At 71.0% G+C, this 24,750-nt stretch carries 22 protein-coding genes and 1 riboswitch; of the genes, 9 read left to right on the top strand and 13 right to left on the bottom strand.

Annotated features, from left to right (window positions below; all coding sequences use genetic code 11):
* The first annotated feature begins 11 nt into the window (after positions 1–11).
* Positions 12–596: an FMN-binding protein gene (locus tag Dvina_RS54050; RefSeq protein WP_246656075.1), complete on the top strand. Its 585-nt coding sequence runs from the start codon at positions 12–14 to the stop codon at positions 594–596.
* Positions 596–1,375 (top strand): FAD:protein FMN transferase, encoded by a 780-nt coding sequence (locus Dvina_RS06720; protein WP_246656074.1) that lies wholly within the window; start codon positions 596–598, stop codon positions 1,373–1,375. The genes Dvina_RS54050 and Dvina_RS06720 overlap by 1 nt, the downstream gene beginning before the upstream one ends.
* Here the strand turns inward: Dvina_RS06720 and Dvina_RS06715 are convergent.
* The 3 genes from Dvina_RS06715 to Dvina_RS06705 all read right to left on the bottom strand — a co-directional run bounded on the left by Dvina_RS06715 (position 1,361) and on the right by Dvina_RS06705 (position 3,960).
* Positions 1,361–1,723 (bottom strand): DUF1801 domain-containing protein, encoded by a 363-nt coding sequence (locus Dvina_RS06715; protein ID WP_223101480.1) that lies wholly within the window; start codon positions 1,721–1,723, stop codon positions 1,361–1,363. The genes Dvina_RS06720 and Dvina_RS06715 overlap by 15 nt on opposite strands.
* 65 nt (positions 1,724–1,788) lie before the next feature.
* On the bottom strand, positions 1,789–3,375 hold the full coding sequence (locus Dvina_RS06710) for a serine/threonine-protein kinase (RefSeq protein ID WP_223101479.1): 1,587 nt from the start codon (positions 3,373–3,375) through the stop codon (positions 1,789–1,791).
* Positions 3,376–3,465: 90 nt separating this feature from the next.
* On the bottom strand, positions 3,466–3,960 hold the full coding sequence (locus tag Dvina_RS06705) for a GNAT family N-acetyltransferase (protein ID WP_223101478.1): 495 nt from the start codon (positions 3,958–3,960) through the stop codon (positions 3,466–3,468).
* A gap of 12 nt (positions 3,961–3,972) precedes the next feature.
* Here Dvina_RS06705 and Dvina_RS06700 point away from each other — a divergent pair, with 12 nt between their 5' ends.
* Together Dvina_RS06700 and Dvina_RS06695 are read left to right on the top strand one after the other, a co-directional pair.
* Positions 3,973–4,707, top strand: coding sequence for a M50 family metallopeptidase (locus Dvina_RS06700; protein ID WP_223101477.1), 735 nt, complete (start codon positions 3,973–3,975; stop codon positions 4,705–4,707).
* A gap of 125 nt (positions 4,708–4,832) precedes the next feature.
* Positions 4,833–5,465 carry a hypothetical protein gene (locus Dvina_RS06695; protein WP_223101476.1) on the top strand — a complete coding sequence of 211 codons (633 nt, stop codon included), beginning with the start codon at positions 4,833–4,835 and terminating at the stop codon, positions 5,463–5,465.
* Between the two features lie 138 nt (positions 5,466–5,603).
* Here the strand turns inward: Dvina_RS06695 and Dvina_RS06690 are convergent, their stop codons facing one another.
* Positions 5,604–8,306, bottom strand: a complete 2,703-nt coding sequence (locus Dvina_RS06690; RefSeq protein ID WP_223101475.1) for a putative bifunctional diguanylate cyclase/phosphodiesterase — start codon at positions 8,304–8,306, stop codon at positions 5,604–5,606.
* Positions 8,307–8,680: 374 nt separating this feature from the next.
* Between Dvina_RS06690 and Dvina_RS06685 the strand changes: the two genes are divergently transcribed.
* Both Dvina_RS06685 and Dvina_RS06680 read left to right on the top strand, forming a co-directional pair.
* Entirely contained in the window at positions 8,681–10,822 is a 2,142-nt protein-coding gene (locus tag Dvina_RS06685; protein ID WP_223101474.1) for a vWA domain-containing protein, read from the top strand.
* 78 nt (positions 10,823–10,900) lie between these two features.
* Positions 10,901–11,719 carry a DUF5753 domain-containing protein gene (locus tag Dvina_RS06680; protein WP_223101473.1) on the top strand — a complete coding sequence of 273 codons (819 nt, stop codon included), beginning with the start codon at positions 10,901–10,903 and terminating at the stop codon, positions 11,717–11,719.
* On the opposite strand, the gene Dvina_RS06675 is transcribed toward Dvina_RS06680, so the two are convergent.
* The 6 genes from Dvina_RS06675 to Dvina_RS06650 are packed head-to-tail and all read right to left on the bottom strand — an operon-like array spanning position 11,720 to position 18,309.
* The gene (locus tag Dvina_RS06675) at positions 11,720–13,021 is read right to left on the bottom strand and encodes an ABC transporter substrate-binding protein (protein WP_223101472.1); all 1,302 of its coding nucleotides are present in this window, start codon (positions 13,019–13,021) and stop codon (positions 11,720–11,722) included.
* Between the two features lie 18 nt (positions 13,022–13,039).
* Positions 13,040–14,140 carry a branched-chain amino acid ABC transporter permease gene (locus Dvina_RS06670; protein ID WP_223101471.1) on the bottom strand — a complete coding sequence of 367 codons (1,101 nt, stop codon included), beginning with the start codon at positions 14,138–14,140 and terminating at the stop codon, positions 13,040–13,042.
* On the bottom strand, positions 14,137–15,024 hold the full coding sequence (locus Dvina_RS06665) for a branched-chain amino acid ABC transporter permease (RefSeq protein WP_223101470.1): 888 nt from the start codon (positions 15,022–15,024) through the stop codon (positions 14,137–14,139). The genes Dvina_RS06670 and Dvina_RS06665 overlap by 4 nt, the downstream gene beginning before the upstream one ends.
* Positions 15,021–16,814 (bottom strand): AMP-dependent synthetase/ligase, encoded by a 1,794-nt coding sequence (locus Dvina_RS06660; RefSeq protein WP_223101469.1) that lies wholly within the window; start codon positions 16,812–16,814, stop codon positions 15,021–15,023. Before Dvina_RS06660 ends, Dvina_RS06665 begins: the two co-directional genes overlap by 4 nt.
* Positions 16,811–17,578: an ABC transporter ATP-binding protein gene (locus Dvina_RS06655; protein WP_223101468.1), complete on the bottom strand. Its 768-nt coding sequence runs from the start codon at positions 17,576–17,578 to the stop codon at positions 16,811–16,813. The genes Dvina_RS06660 and Dvina_RS06655 overlap by 4 nt, the downstream gene beginning before the upstream one ends.
* Positions 17,575–18,309, bottom strand: coding sequence for an ABC transporter ATP-binding protein (locus tag Dvina_RS06650; RefSeq protein WP_223101467.1), 735 nt, complete (start codon positions 18,307–18,309; stop codon positions 17,575–17,577). The genes Dvina_RS06655 and Dvina_RS06650 overlap by 4 nt, the downstream gene beginning before the upstream one ends.
* 330 nt (positions 18,310–18,639) lie before the next feature.
* A riboswitch (cyclic di-AMP (ydaO/yuaA leader) is annotated at positions 18,640–18,776 on the top strand.
* A 7-nt stretch (positions 18,777–18,783) separates the two neighbouring features.
* Here Dvina_RS06650 and Dvina_RS06645 point away from each other — a divergent pair.
* Genes Dvina_RS06645 through Dvina_RS06635 form a run of 3 tightly spaced genes read left to right on the top strand, consistent with a single transcriptional unit; the run spans position 18,784 to position 21,086 of the window.
* Positions 18,784–19,728, top strand: a complete 945-nt coding sequence (locus tag Dvina_RS06645) for a C40 family peptidase (protein ID WP_223101466.1) — start codon at positions 18,784–18,786, stop codon at positions 19,726–19,728.
* A gap of 59 nt (positions 19,729–19,787) precedes the next feature.
* Complete coding sequence (locus Dvina_RS06640; RefSeq protein ID WP_223101465.1) at positions 19,788–20,621, top strand: methyltransferase domain-containing protein; 834 nt, start codon at positions 19,788–19,790, stop codon at positions 20,619–20,621.
* A gap of 54 nt (positions 20,622–20,675) precedes the next feature.
* Positions 20,676–21,086: an Rv0361 family membrane protein gene (locus tag Dvina_RS06635; RefSeq protein ID WP_223101464.1), complete on the top strand. Its 411-nt coding sequence runs from the start codon at positions 20,676–20,678 to the stop codon at positions 21,084–21,086.
* Between the two features lie 85 nt (positions 21,087–21,171).
* Here Dvina_RS06635 and Dvina_RS06630 read toward each other — a convergent pair whose 3' ends face one another.
* The 3 genes from Dvina_RS06630 to Dvina_RS06620 form a co-directional block, all read right to left on the bottom strand.
* Positions 21,172–22,095 (bottom strand): sigma-70 family RNA polymerase sigma factor, encoded by a 924-nt coding sequence (locus Dvina_RS06630; protein WP_223101463.1) that lies wholly within the window; start codon positions 22,093–22,095, stop codon positions 21,172–21,174.
* 357 nt (positions 22,096–22,452) lie between these two features.
* Positions 22,453–23,433, bottom strand: a complete 981-nt coding sequence (locus tag Dvina_RS06625; RefSeq protein ID WP_223101462.1) for an NAD-dependent epimerase/dehydratase family protein — start codon at positions 23,431–23,433, stop codon at positions 22,453–22,455.
* A gap of 300 nt (positions 23,434–23,733) precedes the next feature.
* On the bottom strand, positions 23,734–24,660 hold the full coding sequence (locus Dvina_RS06620) for a glycoside hydrolase family 16 protein (protein WP_223101461.1): 927 nt from the start codon (positions 24,658–24,660) through the stop codon (positions 23,734–23,736).
* Positions 24,661–24,750 lie beyond the last annotated feature (90 nt).

The raw sequence follows: 24,750 nt of genomic DNA, 5'->3' as shown, positions 1-24,750 counted from the left end.
AGTTGAACCGCATGCGACGCGCCCTGATGGCCCTCATGGGCACGGCGGCGGGCACGGTGCTGCTGGTCGGCGCGAAAGCCGGCTTCAGCAGCTCCAGCGACCAGCCGTTGCAGCCGCAGTCGGCCCAGGGGCCGATCCCGGCCACGTCATCGGCCGGCTCGGTGGCGCCGGGCGGCGCTCCCCCGGCCGACGTCGCCGCCGGGACGGGACAGACCCCAGGAGCCAAAGCCACAACACCGGCCGGGGGTACCCGGACCACGGCGCCCGCCACCAAGCCGACCACGACCGCCGCGAAGCCGCCGCGCACGACGATGAAGGACGGGACCTTCAACGGCAACCCGATCTACGTCGAGTACGGCAACGTGGAGCTGTCGATCGTGGTGGCCGGCGGCAAGATCACCGACGTCAAGGTGCTGGACAAGCCGTCCGAGGCGTCCCGGTCCGTGCAGATCAACAACGCCGCCCTGCCGAAGCTGCGCAGCGAGGCCCTGGCCGCTCAGAGCGCCGACATCGACACCGTCTCCGGCGCCACGTACACCAGCAGCGGCTACAAGCTCTCCCTCCAGTCCGCCATCGACCGCGCGTTTCAGGGCTGATGACGCACAGCCTGGTGCGGGTCGAGCACGTCATGGGCATGGCGGTCAGCCTCGACCTGGACGACGACCGGCCGGTGCCCGACCTGGAGCGCCTGGCCGACGGCGTCTTCGCGTGGCTGCGCACCGTCGACGAGATCTTCAGCACCTACCGGCCGGAGAGCGAGATCAGCCGCCTGGCCCGCGGTGAGCTGCGCCGCGAGGAGTGCGCGCCCGAGGTCGGCGAGGTCCTGGACCGCTGCGCCGAGCTGTGGGACGAGACCGACGGCTACTTCGACATCAACGCGGGCGGCCGGCTCGACCCGTCCGGCTACGTGAAGGGCTGGGCCGTCCAGCGCGCCTGCGACCGGCTCCTGGAGGCCGGCTCGGCGAACCACTGCCTCAACGCGGGCGGCGACATCTTCGTGCGCGGCGCCCCGCTGGGCCGCGAGAAGTGGCGCGTCGGCATCCGGCACCCGTGGGAGGCCATGTCCGTCGCCTGGGTGCTGGAGGTGACCGACACCGCTGTCGCGACCTCGGGCACGTACGAGCGGGGCCTGCACGTGGTGGACCCCTTCACCGGCCGGCCGGTGAACGACCTGCGCTCGGTCACCGTCGTCGGCCCCGAGCTGGGCACCGCCGACGCCTACGCCACCGCTGCGCTGGCCATGGGGCGGGCCGGCATCGACTGGCTGGCCGCGCTCCCGGGCCACGAGAGCGCGGTGGTCACCGAGTCGGGCGAGGCGTTGCGCTCCGACAACCTCCCGGTCGCCGCGAATCCGGAGGCGTCAGGCCGTCGCTAGCGCGAGGTATTCGATCAGATGCTCATGCGTCGGGGCGCTGTCGTCCGGTTTGAAGCGCAGGTATCGCAGCCGCCGCCCCGTCCCCTCCAGCAGCCCGTGGGGATCGGGGAGGTCGGCGCCGTGCTCGAAGCCCACCGAGACGTGGTCACGGGCCGGGTAGACGGCCGCGATGCAGCCCCGGGACGGATGGTGGAAGCCGAGGCCGGGCCAGCCGCGGTAGACGCGCTCGGTCAGGTCGGGGCGGGCGGCGAGGATGACCTCGCGCAGATGGCGGGTCAGGGCTCCGATGCTGGCGCAATGCTCCGCTAACAGCTCCTCGAACCCCGAGGGCTCCCCGTCACCCGTCATACCCACACCCCATCACAGGGGTACGACACTTTTTCGCGTCCATTCCCACCAATCAGGACGGCGGGCTACCAGTCGAAGGGCTCGCCCTTGACCTCGCCGCCCGGCAGCAGCGCCCGGCTCGTGTAGACCCAGCGCAGCACGACCACATAGCGGTGCCCGCGCGGCAGGCCGGCCTCGAACGGTCCGCAGTCGTGGTTGGGGGCGAAGTCGGTGAAGACCACGCCGTTGCACTCGTGGGGGCCGTCCACCGGCTCCCCGGTGTCGGCGTCGACCACGCTGAGGCTGACGTCGGCCTGCACCGGCGGGATGCTCTGCAGGTGCGCGACCATCCGGACGCGGTTGTCGGCGAGCGCGTGGCAGGGGTTGGCCAGGACCGGGTGGCCCAGATCCCACGTGTACTGCTTGCCGCAGATCCACGGGCCGAAGATCGGGGAGCCCTCGGCGTGCGCGCCCGGCTGGACGGAGGGGGCCGGGCTCGGGTCACCGGCCCGCAGGGCGCCCGGGCTGCGGCTGGTCGCGGTCGCGGCGGGGGCGGTGCTGCGGACCTCGGCGGACGGGGGCGGCGCCGGGGCCAGGGTGGCCCGCGTGCCCTCGGCGGTGCCGTTCACGTGGTCACGATGCAGGTACTGCCAGACGGGGAGGGCCAGCAGGCCGAGCACGGCGAGGACCGCCGCGGCGATCGCCCATCTCGAGCGGGTCGGCGCCTGGCGCTGCTGCGGCACCGGCGGGTGCAGGGTGGTCAGGCGCTCGTCGACCGACTGCGGCGGCAGGGCCGGCTCGTCGGCGGTGCGCCGGGCCACGTTGCGCAGGGTTGTCGCCAGGTCGCGGGCGGTCGGGCGGCGGCCCGGGCGCTTGTCCATGCACTCCTGGACGACCTGCCAGACGGCGTCCGGCATGCCGTGGACGCGGCGCGGGGACTCGTCGACGTGGCGGCGCAGGATGGCCCAGGCCGGCCCGCCCGCGTAGGTCGGGCGGCCGGTCGTCAGCTCGAACAGGACCACCCCCAGGGCATAGATGTCGGCCGGCGGGGCCGGGCGGCCGCCGTAGACGGCCTCGGGGGCGACGTAGTTCGCGGTGCCGACGAGCGCGCCGGGCGTCGTCATGCTCGGCGTGTCCAGCACGCGGGCGATGCCGAAGTCGGTGAGCCGGCAGTGCAGCTCGCCGTCGACGCGGTCGAGCAGGATGTTGTCCGGCTTGAGGTCGCGGTGGATGACCCCGCGGCGGTGGGCGGCCGAGAGGGCCTCGGCGACCTGGGCCAGCAGGGTGGCCGCCTCGGCCGGGGTCAGGGTGCCGCGCTCGTGGAGGTAGTCGCGCAGGCTGCCGCCCTCGACGAGGTCCATGACCAGGCCGAGGGACGTGCCGACGGTGACCAGGTCGCGCACGCGCACGATGTGCGGGTGGCGCAGCATGAGCAGGATCGCGCGCTCCTGCACGAACCGGTTCACGGCCTTCGGCTCGGCCATCAGATCCTCGCGCAGGAGCTTCACCGCGACCTGCTCGTCGCCGTGCAGCGCCCGGGCCCGCCACACGGTGCCGGTACCGCCGCCGCCGATGGGCTCGACCAGCTCGTACGCGTCACCGATGCGGTAGCCGGTCAGATCACCGCTGCGGTGGTCATCCGTGTCGTAGCGCAGTTCGGGCGGAGTACGCATCGGGGTATTGGTACATAACGCACGCCGATGGTCACAAGCTGTACCCGCATATACGACCCCCACGGGGGAACCGCTCGCGTTTGCAAGCCATCACAGGTACCGATGCATGATATGGAAGTCGACCAACCCGTGCCGGGTGCTCTGGAAACCGTCGGGGACGGTGCCGACGATGATGAAGCCGAGTGAGCGCCACAGCCGCACGGCGACGGTGTTCGTCGAGACGACGGCGTTGAACTGCATGGCGCTGTACCCGAGGGCGCGCCCCCGGTCCAGGCAGTGCTCGCCGAGCGTGCGGCCGAGGCCGCGGCCGCGGGCCCGGGACGAGACCATGAAGCTCGCATTTGCCACGTGCGCCCCGAGCGCGTGCTTGTTCGGCCCGATCTTGTATGTCCCGAGCACGGCGCCGTCCTCGGCCGCGACCCACTGCTCCCACGGCGGCGCCGGCAGCCAGTGCCCACGCGCGTCGGCCTCGGTCGAGTCCGGCGCGTTGTCGTAGCTCTCACCGGCCGCGACCACCTCGTGCCACACGTCCCACACACCCGGCCAGTCACTGTCCGCAAAGCGCCTGATCTCCACGCTGTTCATTCAACACGCGAGATGGCAGGCTCTGCATTCGTGTTCGACGTGTTGCACGACGCTCTCGGCCGTCAGCCGTCCCCGCCGCGCGAGGTGGTCATCGCGACCGCCGTGGCCGCCCTGCTGGCGGTGCTGATCCGCCCGCTGTGGAAGATCATGCGCAACTTCGTCACGATCGCGCACGAGGGCGGCCACGCGCTCGCCGCGGTGCTCAGCGGCCGCCGCCTGTCGGGCATCCGGCTGCACTCGGACACCTCGGGCCTGACGCTGTCCCGCGGCCGCCCCAACGGCCCCGGCATGGTGATCACGGGCCTGGCCGGCTACATCACCCCGTCGCTGCTCGGCCTGGCCGCCGCCGCGATCCTGGGCGCCGGGCGGATCACCATCCTGCTGTGGCTGCTGCTGGTCCTGCTGGTGGCGATGCTCATCATGATCCGCAACTTCTACGGCGTGCTCTCGGTCGTCGTGGCCGGGGCGATCATCTTCGCCGTCTCCTGGTTCGCCGACGCCGAGATCCAAGGCGCGTTCGCGTACGCGTTCGCCTGGTTCATGCTGGTCGGCGGCGTGCGCGCGGTGTTCGAGCTGCAGCAGTCCCGCTTCCGCCGGCAGGCCCCCAACTCCGACGCCGACCAGATCGCCCGCCTCACCCGCGTCCCGGCGATCGTGTACGTCGGGTTCTTCGTGCTCGTCGTCCTCGGCTGCCTCGCGTTCGGCGTCCGCCTCATGCTGGGCCCGGTCGAGAGCCTCGTCGGCTGACAGTCCTCGATCTCACATAGCGTCGGTCATCACTGCACCCTGCGTGCATTCGGGGTGGGCATCGTTGCGCGGATCCATTAGAATGTATGTACGAAAGACGCTCTTGACCTGGGAGGAGAGCGCCAGTGACCGCGCCCGCAACCACCACCGGTTCCGTCCCCTATGCGACCCTGCTGAGCTTCACTCGCTACGTCGGCCGCACCGGCCCGCGCAAGGCGAGCTTCGTCGGCGGCCTGCGCAAGCAGCGCGAGTCGGGGCACGGCTTCAACCCGCACGGGCAGCTCGTCAAGGCCCTGAAGGCGGACATCCAGTTCCGGACCGGCGGCACCTACCTCAACGCCGTCGTCGACCAGGTCAATCCGCGGTGGAAGCCGCTCTACGAGTCAGTGGTGCCGGGTGCGCTGCGCTACCTGGAGTCGCTGGAGACGCCGGTCGAGGTGACCCCGACGCGCGACGCGCTGTGCATGGTGGGTTCGCTGCCCGTCAAGATCAACCCGCATTTCGGCCTGCGCTACCCGGACGGGCGGGGCGAGGCGGTGCGGCTGCACTTCGACGAGGACCCGCCGCAGGAGGAGGCGGCCACGGCGGCGCTGTTCCTGATGTCGCGGCACATGGATCTGGTGTTGCCGAACGCGTCGCCGGTGCTCGTCGACCTGCGGCGCGGCGACGTGCTGCGCCCGTCGGGCCTCAAGGCCGCGGAGACGGAGCGCTGGCTGGCCGGAGAGGCGGCGGCGTTCTCGGCCATGTGGGCTTCTTGAGGGTTGCGCTTCAAGCCTTCTCCTCCGGGGGCTTCAAGCCTTTCCTCCGGGGGGGGAATGTGTCCTCACCCCCTGCCCCCGGCTGAGGTTGGTTAGGGGCTGGGCGGTGGAAAACTCTTTTTAGCTTTATTCGGCCCCTCAAGTGCGGAAGCGGGCGCGGCCTTCCATCCCCCCGGTGGCTGCGCCCGCTTCCGCGCGTGGCGTGCAGAGGGGTGGGATCTCCTCCGGCGGTCTCGGGCGGGAGAAGTAAAAGCCCTGCGCCAGGGTGTAGCCCAGCTCCGTCAGGCGGGTGGCCTGGGCCTGCGTCTCCACGCCCTCGGCCACCGCCTCCAGGCGCAGGGCCCGGGCTATCTCGCGGATCGAGGTGGCTATCGCCTCCTGCTCCACGGTGCCGGTCACGCCGTCCACAAACGACTTGTCCACCTTGAGGACGTCCACCGGGCAGGTTCTGAGCAGGCCCAGGCTCGAATGGCCGGTGCCGAAGTCGTCAAGGGCGATTTTGACGCCCTGGGCGTGCAGGGCCCGCACGGTGTCCAGGGCCCGACCCCCGCCGAAGACCGCCGTCTCCGTGATTTCGATGTTCAGGCGGCTCGCCGGTAGGGCCGACTCCTGCAGCACCATGCTCACCGTGTCGGTGAAGGTCGGCTCCAGTAGTTGCCGTGCCGAGGCGTTGACGCTGATCTTCGCGGGGGCCGCGGCGCCGAGCGCGCGGGTCCATTCGGCGGCCTGGTGGCAGGCCTCGCGCAGGACCCAGGCGCCGATGGGCACGATCAGGCCCGTCCGCTCGGCCACCGGGATGAACTGGGCCGGGCTCACGACGCCGCGGGTCGGGTGGTGCCAGCGGACCAGGGCTTCCACGCCCCGGATCTCGCCGCCCGGCAGGCCGACGATCGGCTGGTAGACGAGCCTCAGTTCGTCGCGCTCCAGGGCCTGGCTCAGGTCGGCGGCCAGCTGGGCGTGCTCCACCGCGTGGGCGTCAAGCTCGGGGCCGTACTCCACCCAGCGGCTCTTGCCGAGCTCCTTCGCGGCGTACATGGCCATGTCCGCCCGGCGCAGCAGGTCGCTGGCGTCGCAGTCGGGGGTGTGGGCGGCTACGCCGATGCTCGCCTGGATCAGCAGTTCGTAGCCGGCCGCCTGCACCGGCGCGGCCAGCGCGTCGATGAAGGCCTCGGCTATCGCGGCGCTCTGGGGGCGGGTAGCGGCCGGCAGGAGGACGGCGAACTCGTCGCCGCCCAGGCGGGCCACCACGTCGCCCGGGCGGACCGTCGCGCGCAGGCGCTCGGCCACCTCGACCAGCAGGGCGTCGCCCACGGCGTGGCCCAGGCGGTCGTTGATGGCCTTGAAGTCGTCCAGGTCGATGAGCGCCAGGGCCAGGCCGGACGGCAGGGCGCCCCCTCGCGACTCGCCCACGGCGTCGCGGGTCCGGGCGGCGAACAGGGCCCGGTTGGCCAGGCCCGTCAGGCTGTCGTGGCTGGCCTGGTAGCTCAGCTGGTCCTGGTAGCGGCGGGACTCGGTGATGTCCCTGGCGTTGGCCACCAGGCCGTTGACGCTCGGGTCGTGCAGCAGGTTCGTCGTCACCACCTCGAACCAGCGCCACGTGCCGTCCGCGTGGCCCAGGCGGAGTTGGAGCGTTGTCGTGCTGCCCTCGGCGGCCAGGGCGGTCAGGGACCGGGAGAAGTGGTCCAGGTCGGCCGGGTGGACCAGGCCGCGGAGGTCGATGGCGGCGGCGGTCTGCTCGCCGGTGAAGCGCAGGAGGCTGGGGCTGGCGTAGGTGACGTGGAAGCCGGCGTCGCAGATGGCCGACATGTCCGAGGAGTGCTGGACCAGGGAGCGGAAGCGGCGCTCGTGGCGGCGCAGTTCGAGCATGCTCGCGTCGACCCGGGTCAGCAGGTGGGAGTTGTCGTACAGGGAGATCAGCTGCCGCGCCACGACCAGGAGGGTCAGCAGGACCGAGCCGCCGACCAGGATGCGGGTGTCGCGCGGGTCGTCGTTGATGCCGGCCAGGACGAAGGCGTCGGCCACCACGACGGCGGCGTAGGGCACGAGGCTGAACGGGCGGGTGCGGCGGCGGGTGAGCGCGGCGGCCGGCTCGGCGAAGGCGCGGCCCTGGTGTACGGCGGCCAGGGCGAGGCCGATGCAGCAGACGGGGATCGACATCTGGACGTTGTTCAGGTACGGGCGGGACTCCAGCAGCGGGGCTGAGGCGCCGGTCAGAGCGGCCAGCAGCAGGGTGCCGCCCATGATCCAGAGGGCGCGGCGGTCGAGGGCACCGGCGCCGGCCAGGGCCACCTTGGCCAGGGCCAGCATCGCGGCGAACAGCATGAGCAGGATGCCGAACAGGGTCCAGGACGTGCCGGTGACGTGGGTCAGGCTGACCGAGGAGCGGGCGGCGAAGTACCAGGCGACGAGCATGGCGGCGGCGATGACGACGGCCATGTCCAGGCCGAACGTGACGAGGGCGCGGCGGCTGCGCAGGCCCATCGGCAGGCGCAGGAGGGCGTACACCACCATGCCGACCGGCACCAGGTAGAGCACCATCGTCAGCCCGCTGGAGTGCTGGGTGGGCGCGTCCGGGCCGAGCAGCGAGTCGTAGGCGCTGCTCACCATCGCCGCCAGGATCAGCGCGAGGACGAGCGCAAGGTGGCGCCAGAAGCGGCCGGACCGGCGGTCGGGGGCCGCCCGGGCGGTGCGCAGGAGGACGGCCACGGTCAGCGCCGCGCAGGCCGGGGGCGGCAGCCAGCCCAGCGCCGGGTGCAGCAGCGGGCCGGGCCACTGGGCGGCCAGCCAGGCCACGCTGAGCACCGCGAGGCCCACCGTCCAGCGCAGCAGCCGTACGTCCACCCGAGAAGTCCCCTTGCACAAAGATGTCGCCGAGCAAGGAATCGGCTCGATTCACCCTCAGTTAAGCGCCAGAGATGAGGCGATACGCACACTTTGGTGCATAGGAGCGGAATGTTTGGAATCCCGAATGCTGCGAGGCAAGGTCATGATCACTAGGTAGTCAAGCAGTCACACATCGATGGTCTCCGGTGCTAGGTTGACCGCATCGCGCTTCCTCACCCTCGCGCAACGTAGCGGGACTGCAGAAGAGAGAAAGGGATGCCATGACGGAGGGACGGCATCACAGGCGTCGTGACGACGACGACCTCACGGAAGACGGGATCTATGTCCCGCCCCCGCGTGAGATGCCCCGCCCCCCGGCACCACCGCCCCGAGTGTCCGAGCCGGTCGACTGGCCGCCGCCCCCTCCGCCCGCCGCCGCCCCCTCCCCGTGGGCACCCTCGGCGCCGGACGGACCCCCACCGGCGCCGCCATCCGACCGGAGCGACCGCACCGATCGGACCGACGGCGGGCCCTCGCAGCACCCCGGCCACGCGCGATCGTCGGCGTGGGCCGCTCGCCCCTCCCCCTGGGCGCCGGCCGACGGTGACGAGTACTCCGACGACCACCCCGCGGAGTACGAGGAGGAAGAGCCGTATGCGCCGGCGGAGGACGTCCCCCCGCCCCCGCCGGCGCATACGGCCGCCAAGGCACCCGCCCGGGAGGACTGGCTCCCGCCGCTGTACCCGCAGGAGTGGCCGGTCGACACCCGGCAGCCCGAGCGGCCGCCGCCACCCCCGCCACCGCCTCCGCCGCCGCCCCGGCTCCGCGACGAGGACCACGCGCCGTCCGGGACCAGGGTGTGGATCGCGGTCGGCGTGGTGATCGTGGCGCTCGCGGTGGCCGCCGGTGTGGCCGTCGGCCTCAACCTGGCCTCGCGCAGCGGCGAGCACGAGCAGCCGCAGGGAGCGGCCGGAGCCGCGGCCGAGCAGTGCGGCGGGCGCGGGGTGCTGCGGGCCACCGTCACCCCCGAGCTCGCCCCCGTCGTCGAGCAGGCCGCGGCCGACATCGGCGTCAACAGCGACGGCGGCTGCAAGCTCGTCGCGGTCACCGCCACCGACACCTACGCGGGCGGCGAGGCGTGGGTCCCGGCCACGGCCGGCTGGGCCCGGCTGGCCAAGATCGACTTTGCGCCCGACCCCGTGTCGCTCGCCCGCACCCCCGTCGTCATCGCCGCGCCCCGGGCCTACGCGGAGTCGTCCGGCTGGCCCGGCAAGCAGCCGACCTGGGCCGGGCTCGGCGCCGCGCTCAACAACGGCCAGAGCCCGAAGGTCAGCATGGGCAGCCCGCTCAAGGACACCGCCGGGCTGCTGGCCGCCATGGAGATCCAGAGCGCGATGGCCCGCACCACGACCGACCCGGGCATCGCCCAGATGCGGGCGCTGTCGGTGCGCGCCCGGCTGAGCGACGCCGAGGCGGTGCCGGCGAAGCTGTTCGAGAAGATGGCCCAGCAGACCGACTCGAGCAAGGCGCTCAAGGACGTCGGGCTCTTCACGGTGACCGAGCAGGAGCTGTGGCAGTATCAGCAGACCCGCCACCCCGTCGCGATGGCCGCCCTGTATCCGAGCGACGCCCTGCTCGAGGCCGACTATCCGCTGCTGCTCACCCCGAAGGCGGCGGCCGACGACGAGCTCAAGGCGCTCGCCAAGCGGCTGAGCGACCGGATGCACAGCCCGGAGTTCGCGGCCCAGCTGACAGGGCGGGGGCTGCGGCCGGCGAGCGAGACGCAGAAGAGCGCGGCGCCGAGCGGGGACGGGCTGGTGGCCACGTACCAGGCGGCGATCGGGCTGCCGGACAACCTGGTCGAGTGGGCCGCGACCTGGGCGCAGTACAAGCGGCAGGAGTACCACACCCTCCTGCTTGTCGACGCCTCCGCCTCGATGAACGATCAGGTGCACGACCGCGCCGGCAACACGACGACCAAGGCGGGGCTGCTGCGCTCGGCCGGAGTACAGGCGGCGCAGCTGTTCGGTGACGAGACGAGTCTCGGGGTGTGGATGTTCGCCTCGCCCGCCGCCCAGGCGCCGCCCTTCACCGTGGTGCTGCCGTTCGGCCCCATGGACGAGAAGGTCGGGGACGTGCCCCGGCGCGAGGCCATGCGCCGGGTGGCCGAGCAGTACACCGCGTATCCGAAGGCGGGCACGCCGCTGTTCGAAACGGTGCTGCAGGGCGTCGGCGACATGAAGAACCGGTTCGCGGCCGGCGCGGTGAACCTCGTCGTCGTGCTCACCGACGGCCGCGACCAGGACTCGCGGTTCTCCATGCCCAAGGACCGGTTCCTGGTCAGGCTGGGTGAGCTGCGCGATCCGGGGCGGCCGGTCGTGGTCTTCGCCATCGGCTACGGCGGGGACGCCGACATGACTGTGCTGCGCGAGATGGCGCAGGCCACCGGGGGTCAGGCGGTGGCCTCCAACGACCCCGGAGACCTGGCGAGCGCCATGGCCAAAATCTTTCTCGCTGCCCACGCTCCGAGATAGGTGCATTCGCCGTAATCCGGGTAGACATGCGCAGCCCTCGACCGGGGCGACCATGTGTACGCGATTGGGGTGATGGCCATGAGCGGGCCTATCGTGGGCAAGCGCCGCCTGCGGGCCGAGCTGCGGCGGCTACGGCGCGAGCGGGAGCTGACGCAGGACCTGGTGGCGGCCGAGATGGAGTGGTCGCTGTCCAAGCTCATCCGCATCGAGAACGGCACTGTCGCCATATCCGTGAGCGACCTGCGCAGCCTGCTGGCGTACTACCGGGTGCATGACCCGCGGACCGTCGACGACCTGCTGGCCCTGGCCCGCGCGGCGAAGCGGCGGATGTGGTGGGACGAGTTCCGGCCCACACTGTCCGGACAACTGGTCAACTATGTCGGGTTCGAGGCCGAGGCGGCCCAGGTCGGCGAGTGGTCGCCGATCATGTTCCCGACGCTGCTGCAGACGCGCCGCTACAGTGACGCCACCGGCGAGCCCGAGTCGGCCCGTCGCGTGGAGTTCCAGGCGCGGCGGCAGGAGGAGCTGTTCGCCCGTGAGGAGCCGCCGCGCCTGCAGCTGCTGCTCGACGAGACGGTGCTGCGGCGCAACCCGATCCCGGGCGACGACGCGCTGCTCGTCGACCAGCTGGAGCACACGATCGAGGTGGCCCAGCGGCCGTACGCCGACGTGCGGGTCGTCCCGCTGAGCGCGGGCTACCACCCGGGCTGGGAGGGCGAGTTCGCGGTGCTGGACTTCGGCATCGACGACAGCGTGCTCTACCGGGGCCGGCTGCTGTGGGAGGAGCCGGAGCTCGTCGCGGCCGGGCGCAACACGCTGGAGAGCCTCGTCGGCCGGGCCCTGTCGCAGGAGGCCACTCTCGACCTCCTGCGCCAGGTGGTGAGCGAGCTCAAATAGCTACAGCTTCTCGTAGCAGGGCTTGTCGAGCTTGTAGTCCTTCGCCGTCGGGCCGACGAAGAAGTCCTTCACCAGCGGCACGTCGGTGGTGCCGTTACCGGCGGCGGGGTTGGAGATGATCGATTGGCGGATCTGCCCGTCGACCCCGCCGGCGTAGTTGCCGGCGCCCTCGGGCAGCATGCCCTCGTAGTCGACCTTGGTCAGGGACTTGGCCGCCTTGACCAGGCCGGCGCGGGTCAGGTCGCCGCTCGCCTGGGCCGCCTTCAGGGCCGCGAGCAGCGGGTAGGACCAGACCCAGCCGGACGTGTACCCGTCGTTGGGGGTGACCGACGAGCCGAGCGCGTCCCGCATGGCCTTGTGGCCGGGCGTGTCGGAGGAAAACGTCTTCCAGGGGCCGGACTGCAGGTAGAGGGCCTTGAGCGCCGGGGCGGCCGGGCTCTGCAGCAGGCCCGGGTTCCACGACGGGCTGGTGCCGATGAACTTGCCGGTGAAGCCGCGCTGGGCGGCACCGCCGACGACCGCGGCGGTGTCGGCCGGCCCGGTGGTGATGATGACCAGGTCGGGCTTCTGCGTGACGATCGCGGTGACCGCGCCGGCCTGCTTGTCGGTGCCGGAGTCGGTCTTCACGTCGATGAACGTGAGGCCGTTCTTCTCCGCGGCGATCTTGGCGCCGGCCGCGGCGTCGTCGCCGTAGTCACCGGCCAGGTGCACGGCCATGACGGTCTTGGGCTTGAAGGCGTCCTTGGCGTAGTCGACGGCGTTCATCGACTCGAAGCAGTAGTTGGCCCCGGACTCCAGGATGTTGTCCTCGAACGCGTAGGCCGACGTCCACGCGGCCGGGGCGGCCAGGACGTTGTTCTGCTTCATGTCGGGCAGGATGGCCGCCGTCGTCGGCGAGCCCAGCGACTGGGCCAGGGCCAGGACCTTGCCCTTGATCTCCTGGTACACCTCGTTGTGGGTCTGGGGGTTGTACTTGTTGTCGCGCACGTAGGTCTCGGCGTCGACGTCGTAGCCACCGATGCCGCCCTGCGCGTTGACCCGCTTCCAGAACGCCTTCTGGGCCTCGGTGATGGGCACCGCGAGCGCGTGGAACGGCCCGACTGTCAGGTCCGAGATGATGCCGAGGTAGATGCAGCCGCGGTCCTTGTGCTCGGACTTCGGGCACGGCTCCTTGGTGATGCCGGTATCGGTCTTCACACCACCGGCGCCGGCCTTCGGGGCGTCGCTGTTGTCTTCGCCCCGGCAGGCTGTGAGCCCGACCGCGAGTACCGCGGCCAGGGTGAGGGCACCCAACCTTTTCATTGCGGCTCCTTAAACGATCTAGTACGAGAAGGGCCAGGCTTTCCAGTAGTTGCGCAGGCGTATCCAGATCCCGAACAGCCCGCGCGGCTCGAAGATCAGGAAGACAATGATCAGCACGCCGTACAGGACCGTCTCGAGCTGATAGGCGTTCGGTGACTCGGCCGGGGAGGAGCTGATGAACGGCAGGAGCGCCGGCAGCTCCCGGGTCAGCCGCGGCAGCAGCGTGATCAGGAAGGCACCCAGGACGGCGCCGCTGACGGTGCCCGCGCCGCCGATGAGGATCATGGCGATGTACTGCACCGACAGCAGCAGGTCGAACGAGGTCGGGTCGAAGTACCCGGCCCCGACGTAGAGCAGCGCACCGGCGCAGCCCGCGTAGAACGACGACACCCCGAAGGCCACCGTCTTGTACCGGGCCAGGTTGACCCCGATCACCCCGGCCGCGATGTCGCGGTCACGGATGGCGGTGAGCGCCCGCCCGACGCGGGAGCGGGCCAGGTTGCGGGCCGCCAGCGCGCCGATGAGCAGCAGGACCAGCATGAGGAGGTACAACTTCTGGTCCCTGGTGAGCCATCCGTCGGCCGTGTTGAGGTCGTAGCCCAGCAGGCTCGGCGCCGGTGGCTGCCGGCCGACACCGGGGCCGCCGGTCAGCTCGGACCAGCCGTTGATGACGTGCCCGCCGATGAAGACCAGCCCGAGCGTGACCACGGCCAGGTAGAGCCCGCGCAGCCGGGTCGCCAGCGGCGCGACGAGTATCCCGGCCAGCGCCGCGACCAGGCCGGCGGCGGGCAGCCAGATCAGGATCTCGGTGACGCCGAAGCCGATCGTGCGCCCGTCCGGGTCGCCGGCCAGCGCGGCCGCCGTGTAGGCGCCGATGGCCAGGAAGAACGCGTGGCCGAGCGACACCTGCCCGGCCAGGCCGGTGACGATGTTGAGCCCCAGCGCGCCGACCGCGGTGACGCAGGCGAGGCCGAGCAGCTGCAGCACGTCGTCCTGGACCAGGAACGGCATCGCCAATGCGACGAGCAGCCCCAGCGCGACGAACGAGCGCTGCACGGTGCTGCCGAACAGGGCGATGTCCTGGGCGTACGCGGTGTGCAGGAGCGGGCGGTTTCTCATACCCGCGTCACCTCCCGGGTGCCGAACAGGCCGTAGGGGCGCACGAGCAGGACGAGGAGCATGACCACGTAGGGCGTGACCACCGAGAAGTTGCCGCCGAGCCACGACAGGTGGCCCTGGTAGGTGGCGGTGACCTCCTGGACCACGCCGACCACCAGGCCGCCGATGACGGCGCCCGGCAGCGAGTCGAGGCCGCCGAGGATGATGACCGGCAGCGCCGTCAGCGCGACGAGCCACAGCGACTCGCTCACGCTGCCACCGACAGCGGCGAAGGTGCCGGCGACGGCCGCGAGGGCCCCGGCGAGGGCCCACGACACCGCGAACACCGAGCCGACGCTCACGCCCTGCGCGAGGGCGGCCTCCTGGTCGTAGGCGGCGGCCCGCATGGCCAGACCGGTTCTGGTGTATCGGAAGAAGGCGAACAGCGCCGCGATGAGCACGGCGGTCGTGACGACCATCGCGATGTGCCGCTGCTCGACGATGATGCCGCCGGGCAGCGTGAGGACCTTCAGCCCCCACGGGTCGCCGACGTGGCGCACGTCCAGGCCGATGAAGGCGTTGTCGACGACCCGCACGGCGACGTCGATGCCCAGCGTGATGATGGCGACGGTGAACACCGGGCGGCCGATCATCGGCCGGACCGCGAGCCGCTCGACGCCCAGCGCCAGGCCGCCGGTGGCCGCGGCCGCCACGATCAGGGCCAGGAAGAAGCCGAGCGGGCCGACCAGGTATGTCACCAGGACCGCCCCGGCAAGCATGAACGACGGCTGGGCGAAGGAGATCACCCGGGTCGCCTTGTAGATGATCACGAAGCCGAGGCCCAGCAGCGCGTAGACGCTCCCGGTGCCGACGCCCCGCAGCACGCTCTCCAGCAGATCCTTCACGCGGGACTCCGGTACATCTCGTCGATGTCGGTCCGGAACGCCTCCGCGATGGCGGCGCGGCGGACCTTCTGGGTGGCGGTCAGCTCGCCGGTCTCTTGGTCGAGCTCCTTCGGCAGCATCCGGAACGCCTTGAGCTGCTCCACCGGCGCGCGGCCGGCGTTGACGCCGTCGACGATGCCGCGCACGAGCGCCTGCACCTCCGGCTTGCCGGACAGGTCGCGGTAGGTGGTGTAGGCCAGGCCGCGGCGCTGGGCCCACTCGCCGACGGTCTCCAGCTCGATGCCGACGAGCGCGGTGAGGTAGGCCCGGCGGTCGCCGACGACGACCGCCTCCTTGATGTACGGCGATGCCTTGAGCGCGTTCTCGATCTCGCTCGGCGCGATGTTCTTGCCGCCGGCCGTGATGATGATGTCCTTGGCCCGGTCGGTGATCCGCAGGTAGGTGCCGTCGAGCGAGCCGATGTCGCCGGTGCGCAGCCAGCCGTCGGCGGTGAGGGCGGCGCCGGTGGCGGCCTCGTCGCGGAAGTATCCGGCGAAGGTCCCCGCGTGCCGGGTCTGGATCTCCCCGCCGTCGCCGATGCGCACCTCGACCCCGGGCTGCGGCTCGCCGACGGTGCCGAGGCGGACCCGCCCCGGCTGGTTGGCGGTGGCGATGGCGGCGTTCTCCGTCATGCCGTAGACCTCGTGCATCGGCACCCCGATGCCCATGAAGAAGCGCAGCACCTCGGGGGCGACCGGCGCGGCGCCGCTCGCCGCATATCGCACGCGCCGCAGCCCGATGCGTTCCCGGAGCGCGCGATAACAGCAGAGCCAGCCCAGGGTGTACCGCAGCCGGCTGCCGAGCGTGTGCCGCCCGCCGGTCCGGGCCAGCGTCGCGCCGATGCCGTCGGCGACCCGCAGCCAGAACCTGGTGCCGGCCCGTTTGACGGGCGACGCCCCGGCGACGCGGGTGGTGACCCCGGCGAGCATCTTCTCCCAGATCCGCGGGACGCCGAACAGGATCGTCGGCTGGACCTCGCGCAGGTCGGCCTGCACGGTGGCGATGGACTCGCCGAAGTGCACGACGACGCCCGACGCCGCGCCGAGCCAGACCGTGAAGACGCGCTCGGCGACGTGACACAGCGGCAGGTACGACAGCGCCAGGTCGCGCGGCCCGGGCGGCGGGTCGGTCAGGCCCCCGTCACCGCGCAGCACGCCGATCGCGAAGTCCACGTTGGCGACCGTGAGCATCGCGCCCTTGGGCCGGCCGGTGGTCCCGGACGTGTAGACGAGCGCCGCCAGGTCGTCGGGCGCGGCCGCGAGGTCGAGCGGGTCGTCGGACGATCCGGCCAGCATGTCGTCCCAGGACAGCAGGGCCTCGTGCCGGTACCGCCGCCGGATGCCCTTGGGGTCGAGGTACACGATCCGCGTGAGGTCCGGGCAGTCGTCGAGCACCGCGAGGGCCTTGTCGACCTGCTCCTGGTCCTCGGCGATGAGCACCTTCGCGCCGGAGTGGGCGAGCAGATACCGCACGTCACCGGCCGGGCTGGTCGGGTAGAGCCCGACGGTCGCGGCCCGCAGCGCCACGGTGGCGACGTCGGCGAAGAGCCACTCGGGCCGGTTCTCGGACAGGATCGCGACCCGGTCGCCCGGCCCGACGCCGAGGCCGCGCAGCGCGTGGGCGACCCGCCGGGCGGTGGCCCAGTATTCGCGCCAGGTGATCTCGCGCCAGATCCCGCGGTGCTTCTCCCGCATCGCCACCGTGTCGGGGCCGGCTTCGGCGCGGTCGCGGACGAGCTCGGCGATCGTCATGCGCTCTCCCCGAGATAGGCGCGGATGACGTCGGGGTTCTGCTGGACCTCTTTGGGGGTACCGCAGGCGACAGGCACGCCGAAGTCGACGACGAGCACCCGGTCGGCGAGGTCCATGACCAGGCCCATGTCGTGCTCCACCAGGATCATCGGGATGCCCAGCTCCTCGCGGATGTCGAGGATGTAGCGGGCCATGTCCTCGGTCTCCTCCAGGTTCATGCCGGCGACGGGCTCGTCGAGCAGCAGCAGCTTCGGCTCCATCGCGAGGGCCCGGCCGAGCTCGACGCGCTTCTGCACCCCGTAGGGCAGCAGCCCGACCGGCATCCGCCGCCACTGGGCCAGCTCCAGGAAGTCGACGATCTCCTCGACCCGGGCCCGGTTGGCCAGCTCCTCGCGGCGGGCCCGGCCGACCCAGGCGATCGCGGCGAGGGTGCCGTAGCGCATGTGGTGGTGCCGGCCCAGCATCAGGTTCTCCACGACCGTGAGCTGGCGGAAGAGCTCCACGTTCTGGAACGTCCGGGCCACGCCCAGCCGCGCCACCCGGTCCGGGCGCCGGCCGGTGATGTCGGTGTCGGCGAGCAGCACCCGGCCCTGCTGCGGGCGGTACACCCCGGAAATCACGTTGAAGATCGACGTCTTCCCGGCGCCGTTGGGCCCGATCACGGCGAACAGCTCGTCGGCGCCGACCGTGAAGTCCACGCCGTCGATGGCCTTGACACCCGCGAAGCTCAGCTTCACGTCCTTGAACTGCAGCACATCGCTCATGACAGCCACCGCTTCCGGCGCTTGTAGTGCTTGACGTCGCGGAACGAGTGCGCCGCGTGCGAGCCCAGGTAGAACTCGCGGATGTCGTCGTCGGCGAGCAGCTCGTCGGCCGGCTTGTCCAGCACGACCTTGCCGTTCTCCAGGACGTAGCCGTGCTCGGCGACGGACAGCGCCATCGTCGCGTTCTGCTCGACCAGCAGCACCGCCGTGCCGGCCCGGTTGATCTCGGTGATCAGGTCGCGCACCTGCTCGACCATGCGCGGGGCCAGGCCCAGGCTCGGCTCGTCGAGCAGCAGGTATCTCGGCTCGGACATGAGCGCCCGGCCCATCGCCAGCATCTGCTGCTCGCCGCCGGAGAGGTAGCCGGCGATCGACCCGCGGCGCTGCTTGAGGACGGGGAAGAGCGTGTACATGCGCTCCATCGCCGTGGCCACACCCCGGCGGCGGGTGTGTGCGCCCAGGCGCAGGTTCTCCTCCACGGTGAGCTCGGCGAAGGTGCGCCGGCCCTCCATCACCTGGCTCACCCCGCGCCTGACGATCGCGGCCGGCCGCAGCCGGTGGATCGGCCGGTCGTCAAGCGTCACCGAGCCGCGGGTGACGGCGCCGTCGTGCACGCCGAGCAGCCCGGACAGGGCCCGCAGCAGGGTGGTCTTGCCGGCGCCGTTCGCACCGAGGAGCGCGACGATCCGGCCCTCCGGCACGTCGAGGCTCACGCCCCGTAACACGAGCATCACATCGTCATAGACCACTTCGAGGTTCTGGACCCGTAGCACGCGTGAACCCCCGAAACTATTTGCACCGGCGGTGTATGAAGTTACGTGTATTTAACCGTCTCTCTGTGCAAAATCAAGTCCCGAATGCGTAACCGTCCGGCACCGAAGTCACGGTGCGGTACCGGGATCCAACCACCAGTAATCCGGACATTTGGTGTAATAGATATCGAGCGGGACGCACGCCTTTCGCCCAGCGGATGATCACGTTAAGTTAGGCTCTGGCCTGCTCGGCAGTCCGCCGTCCACCCCGGATGGCGCCGGGCAAGCGCCGCCGAATCGAGCTGTGCGCACCCAACCCCTCCGGGCGCGCGCATCGAACCGGGGACCCATGTTTCCTGGGGTGAATCCGCAACGCTGCGGTAGGGCGCTATCTCTTCTCGCCCGAACCCGTCAGCTAACCCGGTAGGCGGTCGGTGCATGAAGGGTCTTTCCTTGTCCACTGGACATCGTGCCCGCCGGTCGGTGCTGCGGACCCTGCTGATCGGGTTCATCTCACTCACCGTGCTCGCACCCGCGACGGTCGCACACGCCGACCCGACGCTGGCCGAGATCGAGGCCCAGCTCAAGAAGCAGAACGACGATCTCGAGCTCACCATCGAGAACTGGAACAAGCTCAACATCGACATGGCCGACTCGCAGGCCAAGGCGGCGGAGCTCGAGAAGCACGTCAACGAGGCGAACGACGGCGTCCAGGCCATCGCGATCGAGGCGTTCAAGAGCAACGGCAAGCTGCGCAACCTCAACGCCATGCTCAACGCGACGTCCTCGGGCTCGCTCATCGACCAGATGTCGATGCTGCAGCAGATCACCCATCAGCAGCAGAAGAGCATCGAGGAGTACCGGGCGGCCAAGGCCACCCTGGACCAGACGATCGCGGCCCAGAACACGCAGAAGGCCGACTACGAGAACCAGCGCAAGAAGATCGAGGGCGACGTCAAGAAGCTCGAAGATCTGCAGAAGAAGGCGAAGAACGCCGGCAGCACCAAGGTCACCGGGGCGAGCTACAACCCGGGCACCCTGCCGGCCGTCTCCGGCAACGCCGGCGCCGCGGTGAACTACGCCAAGAGCAAGCTCGGCAAGCCCTACGTCTACGGCGCCGCCGGGCCCAACTCGTTCGACTGCTCCGGCCTGACCATGGCCGCGTGGGCGGCCGCGGGTGTCAGCCTGCCGCACAACGCGGCCAGCCAGTGGAGCAAGGTGGCCCATATCCCGCGCAGCGCGCTGGCCCCGGGCGACCTCGTGTTCTACAACGGCCTGGGCCACGTCGGCATCTACGTCGGCAACGACACGATCATCCATGCGCCCCACACCGGAGACGTCGTGCGATACGCATCGGTAAGCGTCGACAGCATCTACGGGTACGGCCGCGTCAAGTAGTTCCGGGTTTTCTGCGGGGCCGCTCTTCTCCGCGAAGGGCGGCCCCGCATCATTGGGGCATGGCGTCCTGGGATCCGCAGCAGTACGAGCGCTTCGCCGAGGAGCGCGCCCGCCCGTTCCGCGAGCTCGTCGCTCGCATCCCCACCACGTCGGCGGTGGCCGTCGTCGACCTCGGGTGCGGCCCGGGCACCATGACCGCGACCCTCGCCGAGCGCTGGCCCGACGCCGCCGTCCTCGGCCTGGACTCCTCGCCGGCGATGATCGAGGCGGCCGCCCGGCTGGCCACGCCGCAGCTGCGCTTCCAGCTGGCCGACGCCGGGGCGTGGCGCCCGCAGCGCGGCTCGGTCGACGTGATCGTGGCCAACGCCTCGCTGCAGTGGGTGCCCGATCACGAGACGCTGCTCCCCCACTGGGCGGCCGCGCTCGACGACGGCGGCACGCTCGCCTTCCAGGTGCCGGTCTCCACGTCCGATCGAAGCCGGCCACCGGCCGACGGCGTCTCGACCCCGCGGCCCGTGTCGGCTGAGGTGTTCGCCGAGGTCGCCGCGTCCGGGCCCTGGGCGGCCACGCTTGCCGGCGCCACGGACGCCACCGGGCCGCGCTCGGCCAGCCCCGTGCTGCCGGCGGCCGAGTACGTGCGGCTGCTCTCCGCAGCCGGCCTCACCGTCGACGCCTGGGAGACGACCTATTACCACGTGCTCCCGGGCGACGACCCGGTGTACGAGTGGTTCAAGGGCACCGGGCTGCGGCCCTACCTCGACGCCCTGGCCGGCGCGGACCTCGAGGCGTTCACGACGCAGATGCGGCAGTACCTCCGGCGGCGCTACCCCCGGGAGCCCTTCGGCACCGTCCTGCCCTTCCCACGCCTGTTCGTGGTCGCACATAGGGCATGAGCGGCGTCGGGTGCTTTACATCGGCGGCTGTGGAAGCTCCCTACGCTGGCGCGCGTGAGTAGAACCTGGAAGATCATTCTTTTCTCGGCGATCGGCGTCTTCGTGCTCTGCGTCGCAGGCTTCGTCGGCGGGATTTTCTTTGTCATCGGCAAGGCCACCGACGCGCCCAAGGCGGCGACGGCAGACTTCCTGAGCGCGCTGGAGGGCGGCAACGTGACGGCCGCGTACGGCATGCTGTGCACGGATGTCCAGGAGCGGTACGACTCGGCGGCCTTTGCGGCGTATGTGGAGAACAACGCGCCCACCGCGCACAAGTTCGAGTGGGGCGGCTCCTACAGCAACAACGGCGGCTACGAAGAGGCGACGATCAGCGGCTCCGTCACCACGAAGAACGGCACCTCGAAGCACGACTTCCAGCTGGTCAAGGAGCGCGGGGCCTGGAAGCAGTGCAGCAACCCGTACTAGTGCGCGATCGCGAAGCGCCGGCGCGTGAAAAAGCCCCAGGTCCTCATCGACCTGGGGCTTTGCCGGCTCTTGGGGGAGTTTGTCGTTATGCCGCGGCGAGTCCCTCGGCGCGGGCCAGCTCGCGCAGGCGGCCGAGCGCCTGGATCTCCAGCTGGCGGATGCGCTCGCGGGACAGCGAGAACCGGGACGCGACCTCGGTCAGCGAGTGCTCGCGGCCGTCCTCGAGACCGTAGCGGGCCCGCATGATGCCGGCCGACCGGTCGTCGAGGTGGTTGAGCAGGCCCTCGATCCGCTGCCGCTCCAGCGCGGCCAGGACGACGTCCTCCGGCGACGGCGCGTCGGAGTCCGAGACCAGGTCACCCAGGCTCGTGTCGCCGTCGTCACCCACGGGGGTGTCGAGCGACACGGTGTCCTGCGACCAGCGCATGAGCTCGTGCACCCGCTCGACCGGCACGCCGAGCGAGTTGGCCAGCTGCTCCGGCTCCGGCTCGTTGCCCAGCTCGCGGGTGAGCTGACGCGCGACGTTGCGCATCCGGTTGACGTCCTCGACGAGGTGCACGGGCAGGCGCACGGTGCGCTCCTGCTGCGCGATCGCCCGGCTGATCGCCTGGCGGATCCACCACGTCGCGTAGGTCGAGAACTTGTATCCGCGCACGTAGTCGAACTTCTCGACGGCGCGCACCAGACCGGTGTTGCCCTCCTGGATCAGGTCGAGCATCGGCATGCCGGAGCGCACGTAACGCCGCGCGATCGACACCACCAGGCGCAGGTTGGCCCGGATGAACCGGTCCTTCGCCCGCTCGCCGTCGGCCACGAGCTTCTGCAGCTCCTGGGCTGTCACACCGTCGGGGATCTCGTCGCTGTCAAGCAGGTGCTCGGCGTAGAGCCCCGCCTCGACCGCCTTGGACAGCTCGACCTCAGAAGCGGCGTCGAGCAGCGGCGTGCGGGAGATCTCATGCAGGTACACGCCGACCAGGTCACGCTCCTCGGCACCTGTATCGGGTCGCATCTCCACTTTCACGTTCTCCACTTCGGGCCCCTCCCCGCTCCATCCTTCGCCTTCCCCGTTTCACCCTGCTAAAACGGGTGCCCCCCGGGTATGCCCCCTACACAACGGTCAAACGCCGTTCCGAATTCCGCCCGCGGGGGCGATTCGGTGACGACCTCTGAGAGTTGCACCACTTACCTAGACGCTCGGGAGACTGCTCCGGTTCGCTTCGGTTGCAACAAGTGATACGTGGTCTACCTGCCCGTCAGACGCCTGAATTCGCTGTGAGTTCCCTGGGAACGCCCGGCCGGGGGGCCTTGCGCGCTGCGTGAGCACGGTTGTTCATCGGCAACAGTCGGCGACGCGACAGCCTTTTCCCTAACGATGGCGCCAATCACGCAACAACTGAGCCTCCTCGTCGATGCCCAAGCCGTTCTTCGCATCGATGTGGGATGCGTCACGAATTGACTCCGCCGTGTCCCGAACGGTGTCCCGAAGCGCCCGCGTCCGCAGTCCGGCCGCCAGTGACCGGGTGACGTCCCGGGACAGGAACCCCGCGTATTCGGGCAGCGGCAGCCAGAACGGCAGCGACCGCGGCCCGCTCCACGGCGCTACCCCGTTGGCGAGCAGGAAATCCTGATCGACCCAGGTCAGCTCCTGCTCGTCGGCGAACGCGGCGTGGAACTCGGCCCGGGTCATCGGCGCCCCGATCCCGTCGTAGGCCCCCGCCAGCCCACTCCCGCCGGCCGCCACGATCCAGTCGGCCAGGTCTCGCACGTCCACGAGCTGCACGGCCTCCTGCGGCCCGCCCGGCGCCAGCGTCTCGCCACCCCGCAGCCCCCGGCGCACCCAGTACTCGAACCGGTACGTGGGGTCCTCCGGCCCGACGATCATCCCGGCCCGCAGCAGGAACGTCCGCTGCGCCCCGAACCCCTCGGCCGCGAGCTCCTCGCACGCCACCTTGCACCGCCCGTAGGTCTCGGCATCGGCCCAGGGGTCTCCGTCGAAGTCGGCCGGCAGCAGCGGCGCCGTGGTGGCGACCTGCCCGGGCGTGGCCGCGTCGGCGTAGGCGGAGCAGCTGGAGACGAACGTGTAGTGCCCGACCCGCCCGCGCAGCGCCTGCACCGCGTGGCGGACGTGGCGCGGATGCCGCCCGACGTCGACGACGGCGTCGAAGTTTCCCGTGACCGCCGCGAGCCCGTCGGCGTCGTCCCGATCGACCCGCACGAACTGCGCCCCGGCGACGGGTGCGCCGGACTCGCCCCGGGCCGCACAGACGACCTCGTGGCCGGCCTGAAGGGCCTGCCTCGCGACAGCCCGGCCGAGGAACACGGTCCCACCGAGCACAAGCATTCTCATCGGCCGATGATGAGCGGTCCGCCGGCACTTCTTGGTGCCCGTTCGCCCTCGGCGGATCCGCTGAGAGACGAAATATCCGCCGCTCCGCAACAGATATTTCGGACTTATACCCTGTCGCCGCATAAATCCGTTAAGCCGCATTGCGCGACCGCCGACCCATGGAATCAGCGCAGTTCACGCGCGGCGCGAGACGGCGACACGAGACAGCGGCGCGATGCGCTCGACCTGCCGGAAGAGCGCAGGTCGAGCCCGATGCGAGGACTGCGGTGCAAAGCGCCCGGACTGCCGGAAGCGCGCGGTTCAGGCCCGGTGCGAGGACGGCGGGCGGTGCGGCCTGGTCTTGTGGATGACGAAGGCGAAGAGCGCCAGCGCGGCCGTGACCACGGCGGCCACGGCGAGCCACAGGGACCAGTGGCGGTTCAGCGGCGGGAAGGCCGGGGCGGCGGCGTCCACTGTGGACGGCCGTACGACCGGGGCGGGGGGTGCGGAGTCGTTCGGGGCGAAGGACCAGATGCGCAGGTAGTCGATCTGGAACTCGGCCGGCAGGGCGGTCGAGGAGCCCGGGGTGCCGGCCCGGTCGCCGGTGGTCACGGCGAAGCCGAACCAGCGCGGCTCGGTCGACACGGCCGGGTCCAGGGAGCGCTGGGCGCCGTCGACGAAGACGCGGAAGCCGGAGGGGGCCCACTCGATGATGTACGTGTGCCAGTCCCGGAACGCGCCAGTCAGCGTGTTCGTGGTGGTGCCCCGGCCGTCGGAGTTGGTGACGACAGCCTGTTCGGCGCCGGGCTTGGCGGAGATCTCCAGCTGGGAGTCGTGCTGCGCGGCGGCGCCGTCGACCGGGCGCAGCAGGGCGACCGACTCGATGCCCGCGCCGACCGGGGCGCGGGCCTTGAACTCGTAGCGGCCGAACTGCTGGGCCGCGCCCACGCAGCGCAGCTCGCCGGTGACGAACGGCTTGCCGCCATAGGTGCGCCGGTGCAGCGCCAGGCTCAGGTGGCCGTCGGACACGGTGACCGCCTCGGGCCGGAAGTAGCTGGCCTGGGCGCCCTCGGGAGCACCGTCGTAGGCCGAGCAGCCGAGGGGCAGCCGGCCGGGGTCGTCGAAGGAGCTGGAGAAGACCTGCCGCCAGCCGGGCGGATCGGCGGCGTTCACCCGTTCGGGGAAGATCAACAGGCTCACGGCGGCCGCTGTGACGACGGCCAGCCCGGCCGTGAACCGCCTCAGCATGGTGACCGCCTCCGAAACACACGGTGTGCTTTCCCGGCGAACGTACTCGATACCTGTGGGTAGCGCAGCGTTGCCCGGCGTGCACTGCCC

Source organism: Dactylosporangium vinaceum (assembly GCF_019904175.1).
GTDB lineage: Bacteria > Actinomycetota > Actinomycetes > Mycobacteriales > Micromonosporaceae > Dactylosporangium > Dactylosporangium vinaceum.
Note: the sequence above shows the minus strand (reverse complement) of the source record. Positions and strands in the feature narration are given on the sequence as shown.

Coding starts and splice junctions, on each gene's coding strand:
- Dvina_RS06710 (WP_223101479.1), bottom strand. CDS start 3,375: ATGCGTACTCCGCCCGAACTGCGCTACGACACGGATGACCACCGCAGC.
- Dvina_RS06675 (WP_223101472.1), bottom strand. CDS start 13,021: ATGAAAAGGTTGGGTGCCCTCACCCTGGCCGCGGTACTCGCGGTCGGG.
- Dvina_RS06700 (WP_223101477.1), top strand. CDS start 3,973: ATGGCAGGCTCTGCATTCGTGTTCGACGTGTTGCACGACGCTCTCGGC.
- Dvina_RS06705 (WP_223101478.1), bottom strand. CDS start 3,960: ATGAACAGCGTGGAGATCAGGCGCTTTGCGGACAGTGACTGGCCGGGT.
- Dvina_RS06660 (WP_223101469.1), bottom strand. CDS start 16,814: ATGACGATCGCCGAGCTCGTCCGCGACCGCGCCGAAGCCGGCCCCGAC.
- Dvina_RS06630 (WP_223101463.1), bottom strand. CDS start 22,095: ATGCGACCCGATACAGGTGCCGAGGAGCGTGACCTGGTCGGCGTGTAC.
- Dvina_RS06640 (WP_223101465.1), top strand. CDS start 19,788: ATGGCGTCCTGGGATCCGCAGCAGTACGAGCGCTTCGCCGAGGAGCGC.
- Dvina_RS06715 (WP_223101480.1), bottom strand. CDS start 1,723: ATGACGGGTGACGGGGAGCCCTCGGGGTTCGAGGAGCTGTTAGCGGAG.
- Dvina_RS06655 (WP_223101468.1), bottom strand. CDS start 17,578: ATGAGCGATGTGCTGCAGTTCAAGGACGTGAAGCTGAGCTTCGCGGGT.
- Dvina_RS06650 (WP_223101467.1), bottom strand. CDS start 18,309: ATGCTCGTGTTACGGGGCGTGAGCCTCGACGTGCCGGAGGGCCGGATC.
- Dvina_RS54050 (WP_246656075.1), top strand. CDS start 12: ATGCGACGCGCCCTGATGGCCCTCATGGGCACGGCGGCGGGCACGGTG.
- Dvina_RS06680 (WP_223101473.1), top strand. CDS start 10,901: ATGAGCGGGCCTATCGTGGGCAAGCGCCGCCTGCGGGCCGAGCTGCGG.
- Dvina_RS06620 (WP_223101461.1), bottom strand. CDS start 24,660: ATGCTGAGGCGGTTCACGGCCGGGCTGGCCGTCGTCACAGCGGCCGCC.
- Dvina_RS06670 (WP_223101471.1), bottom strand. CDS start 14,140: ATGAGAAACCGCCCGCTCCTGCACACCGCGTACGCCCAGGACATCGCC.
- Dvina_RS06720 (WP_246656074.1), top strand. CDS start 596: ATGACGCACAGCCTGGTGCGGGTCGAGCACGTCATGGGCATGGCGGTC.
- Dvina_RS06625 (WP_223101462.1), bottom strand. CDS start 23,433: ATGAGAATGCTTGTGCTCGGTGGGACCGTGTTCCTCGGCCGGGCTGTC.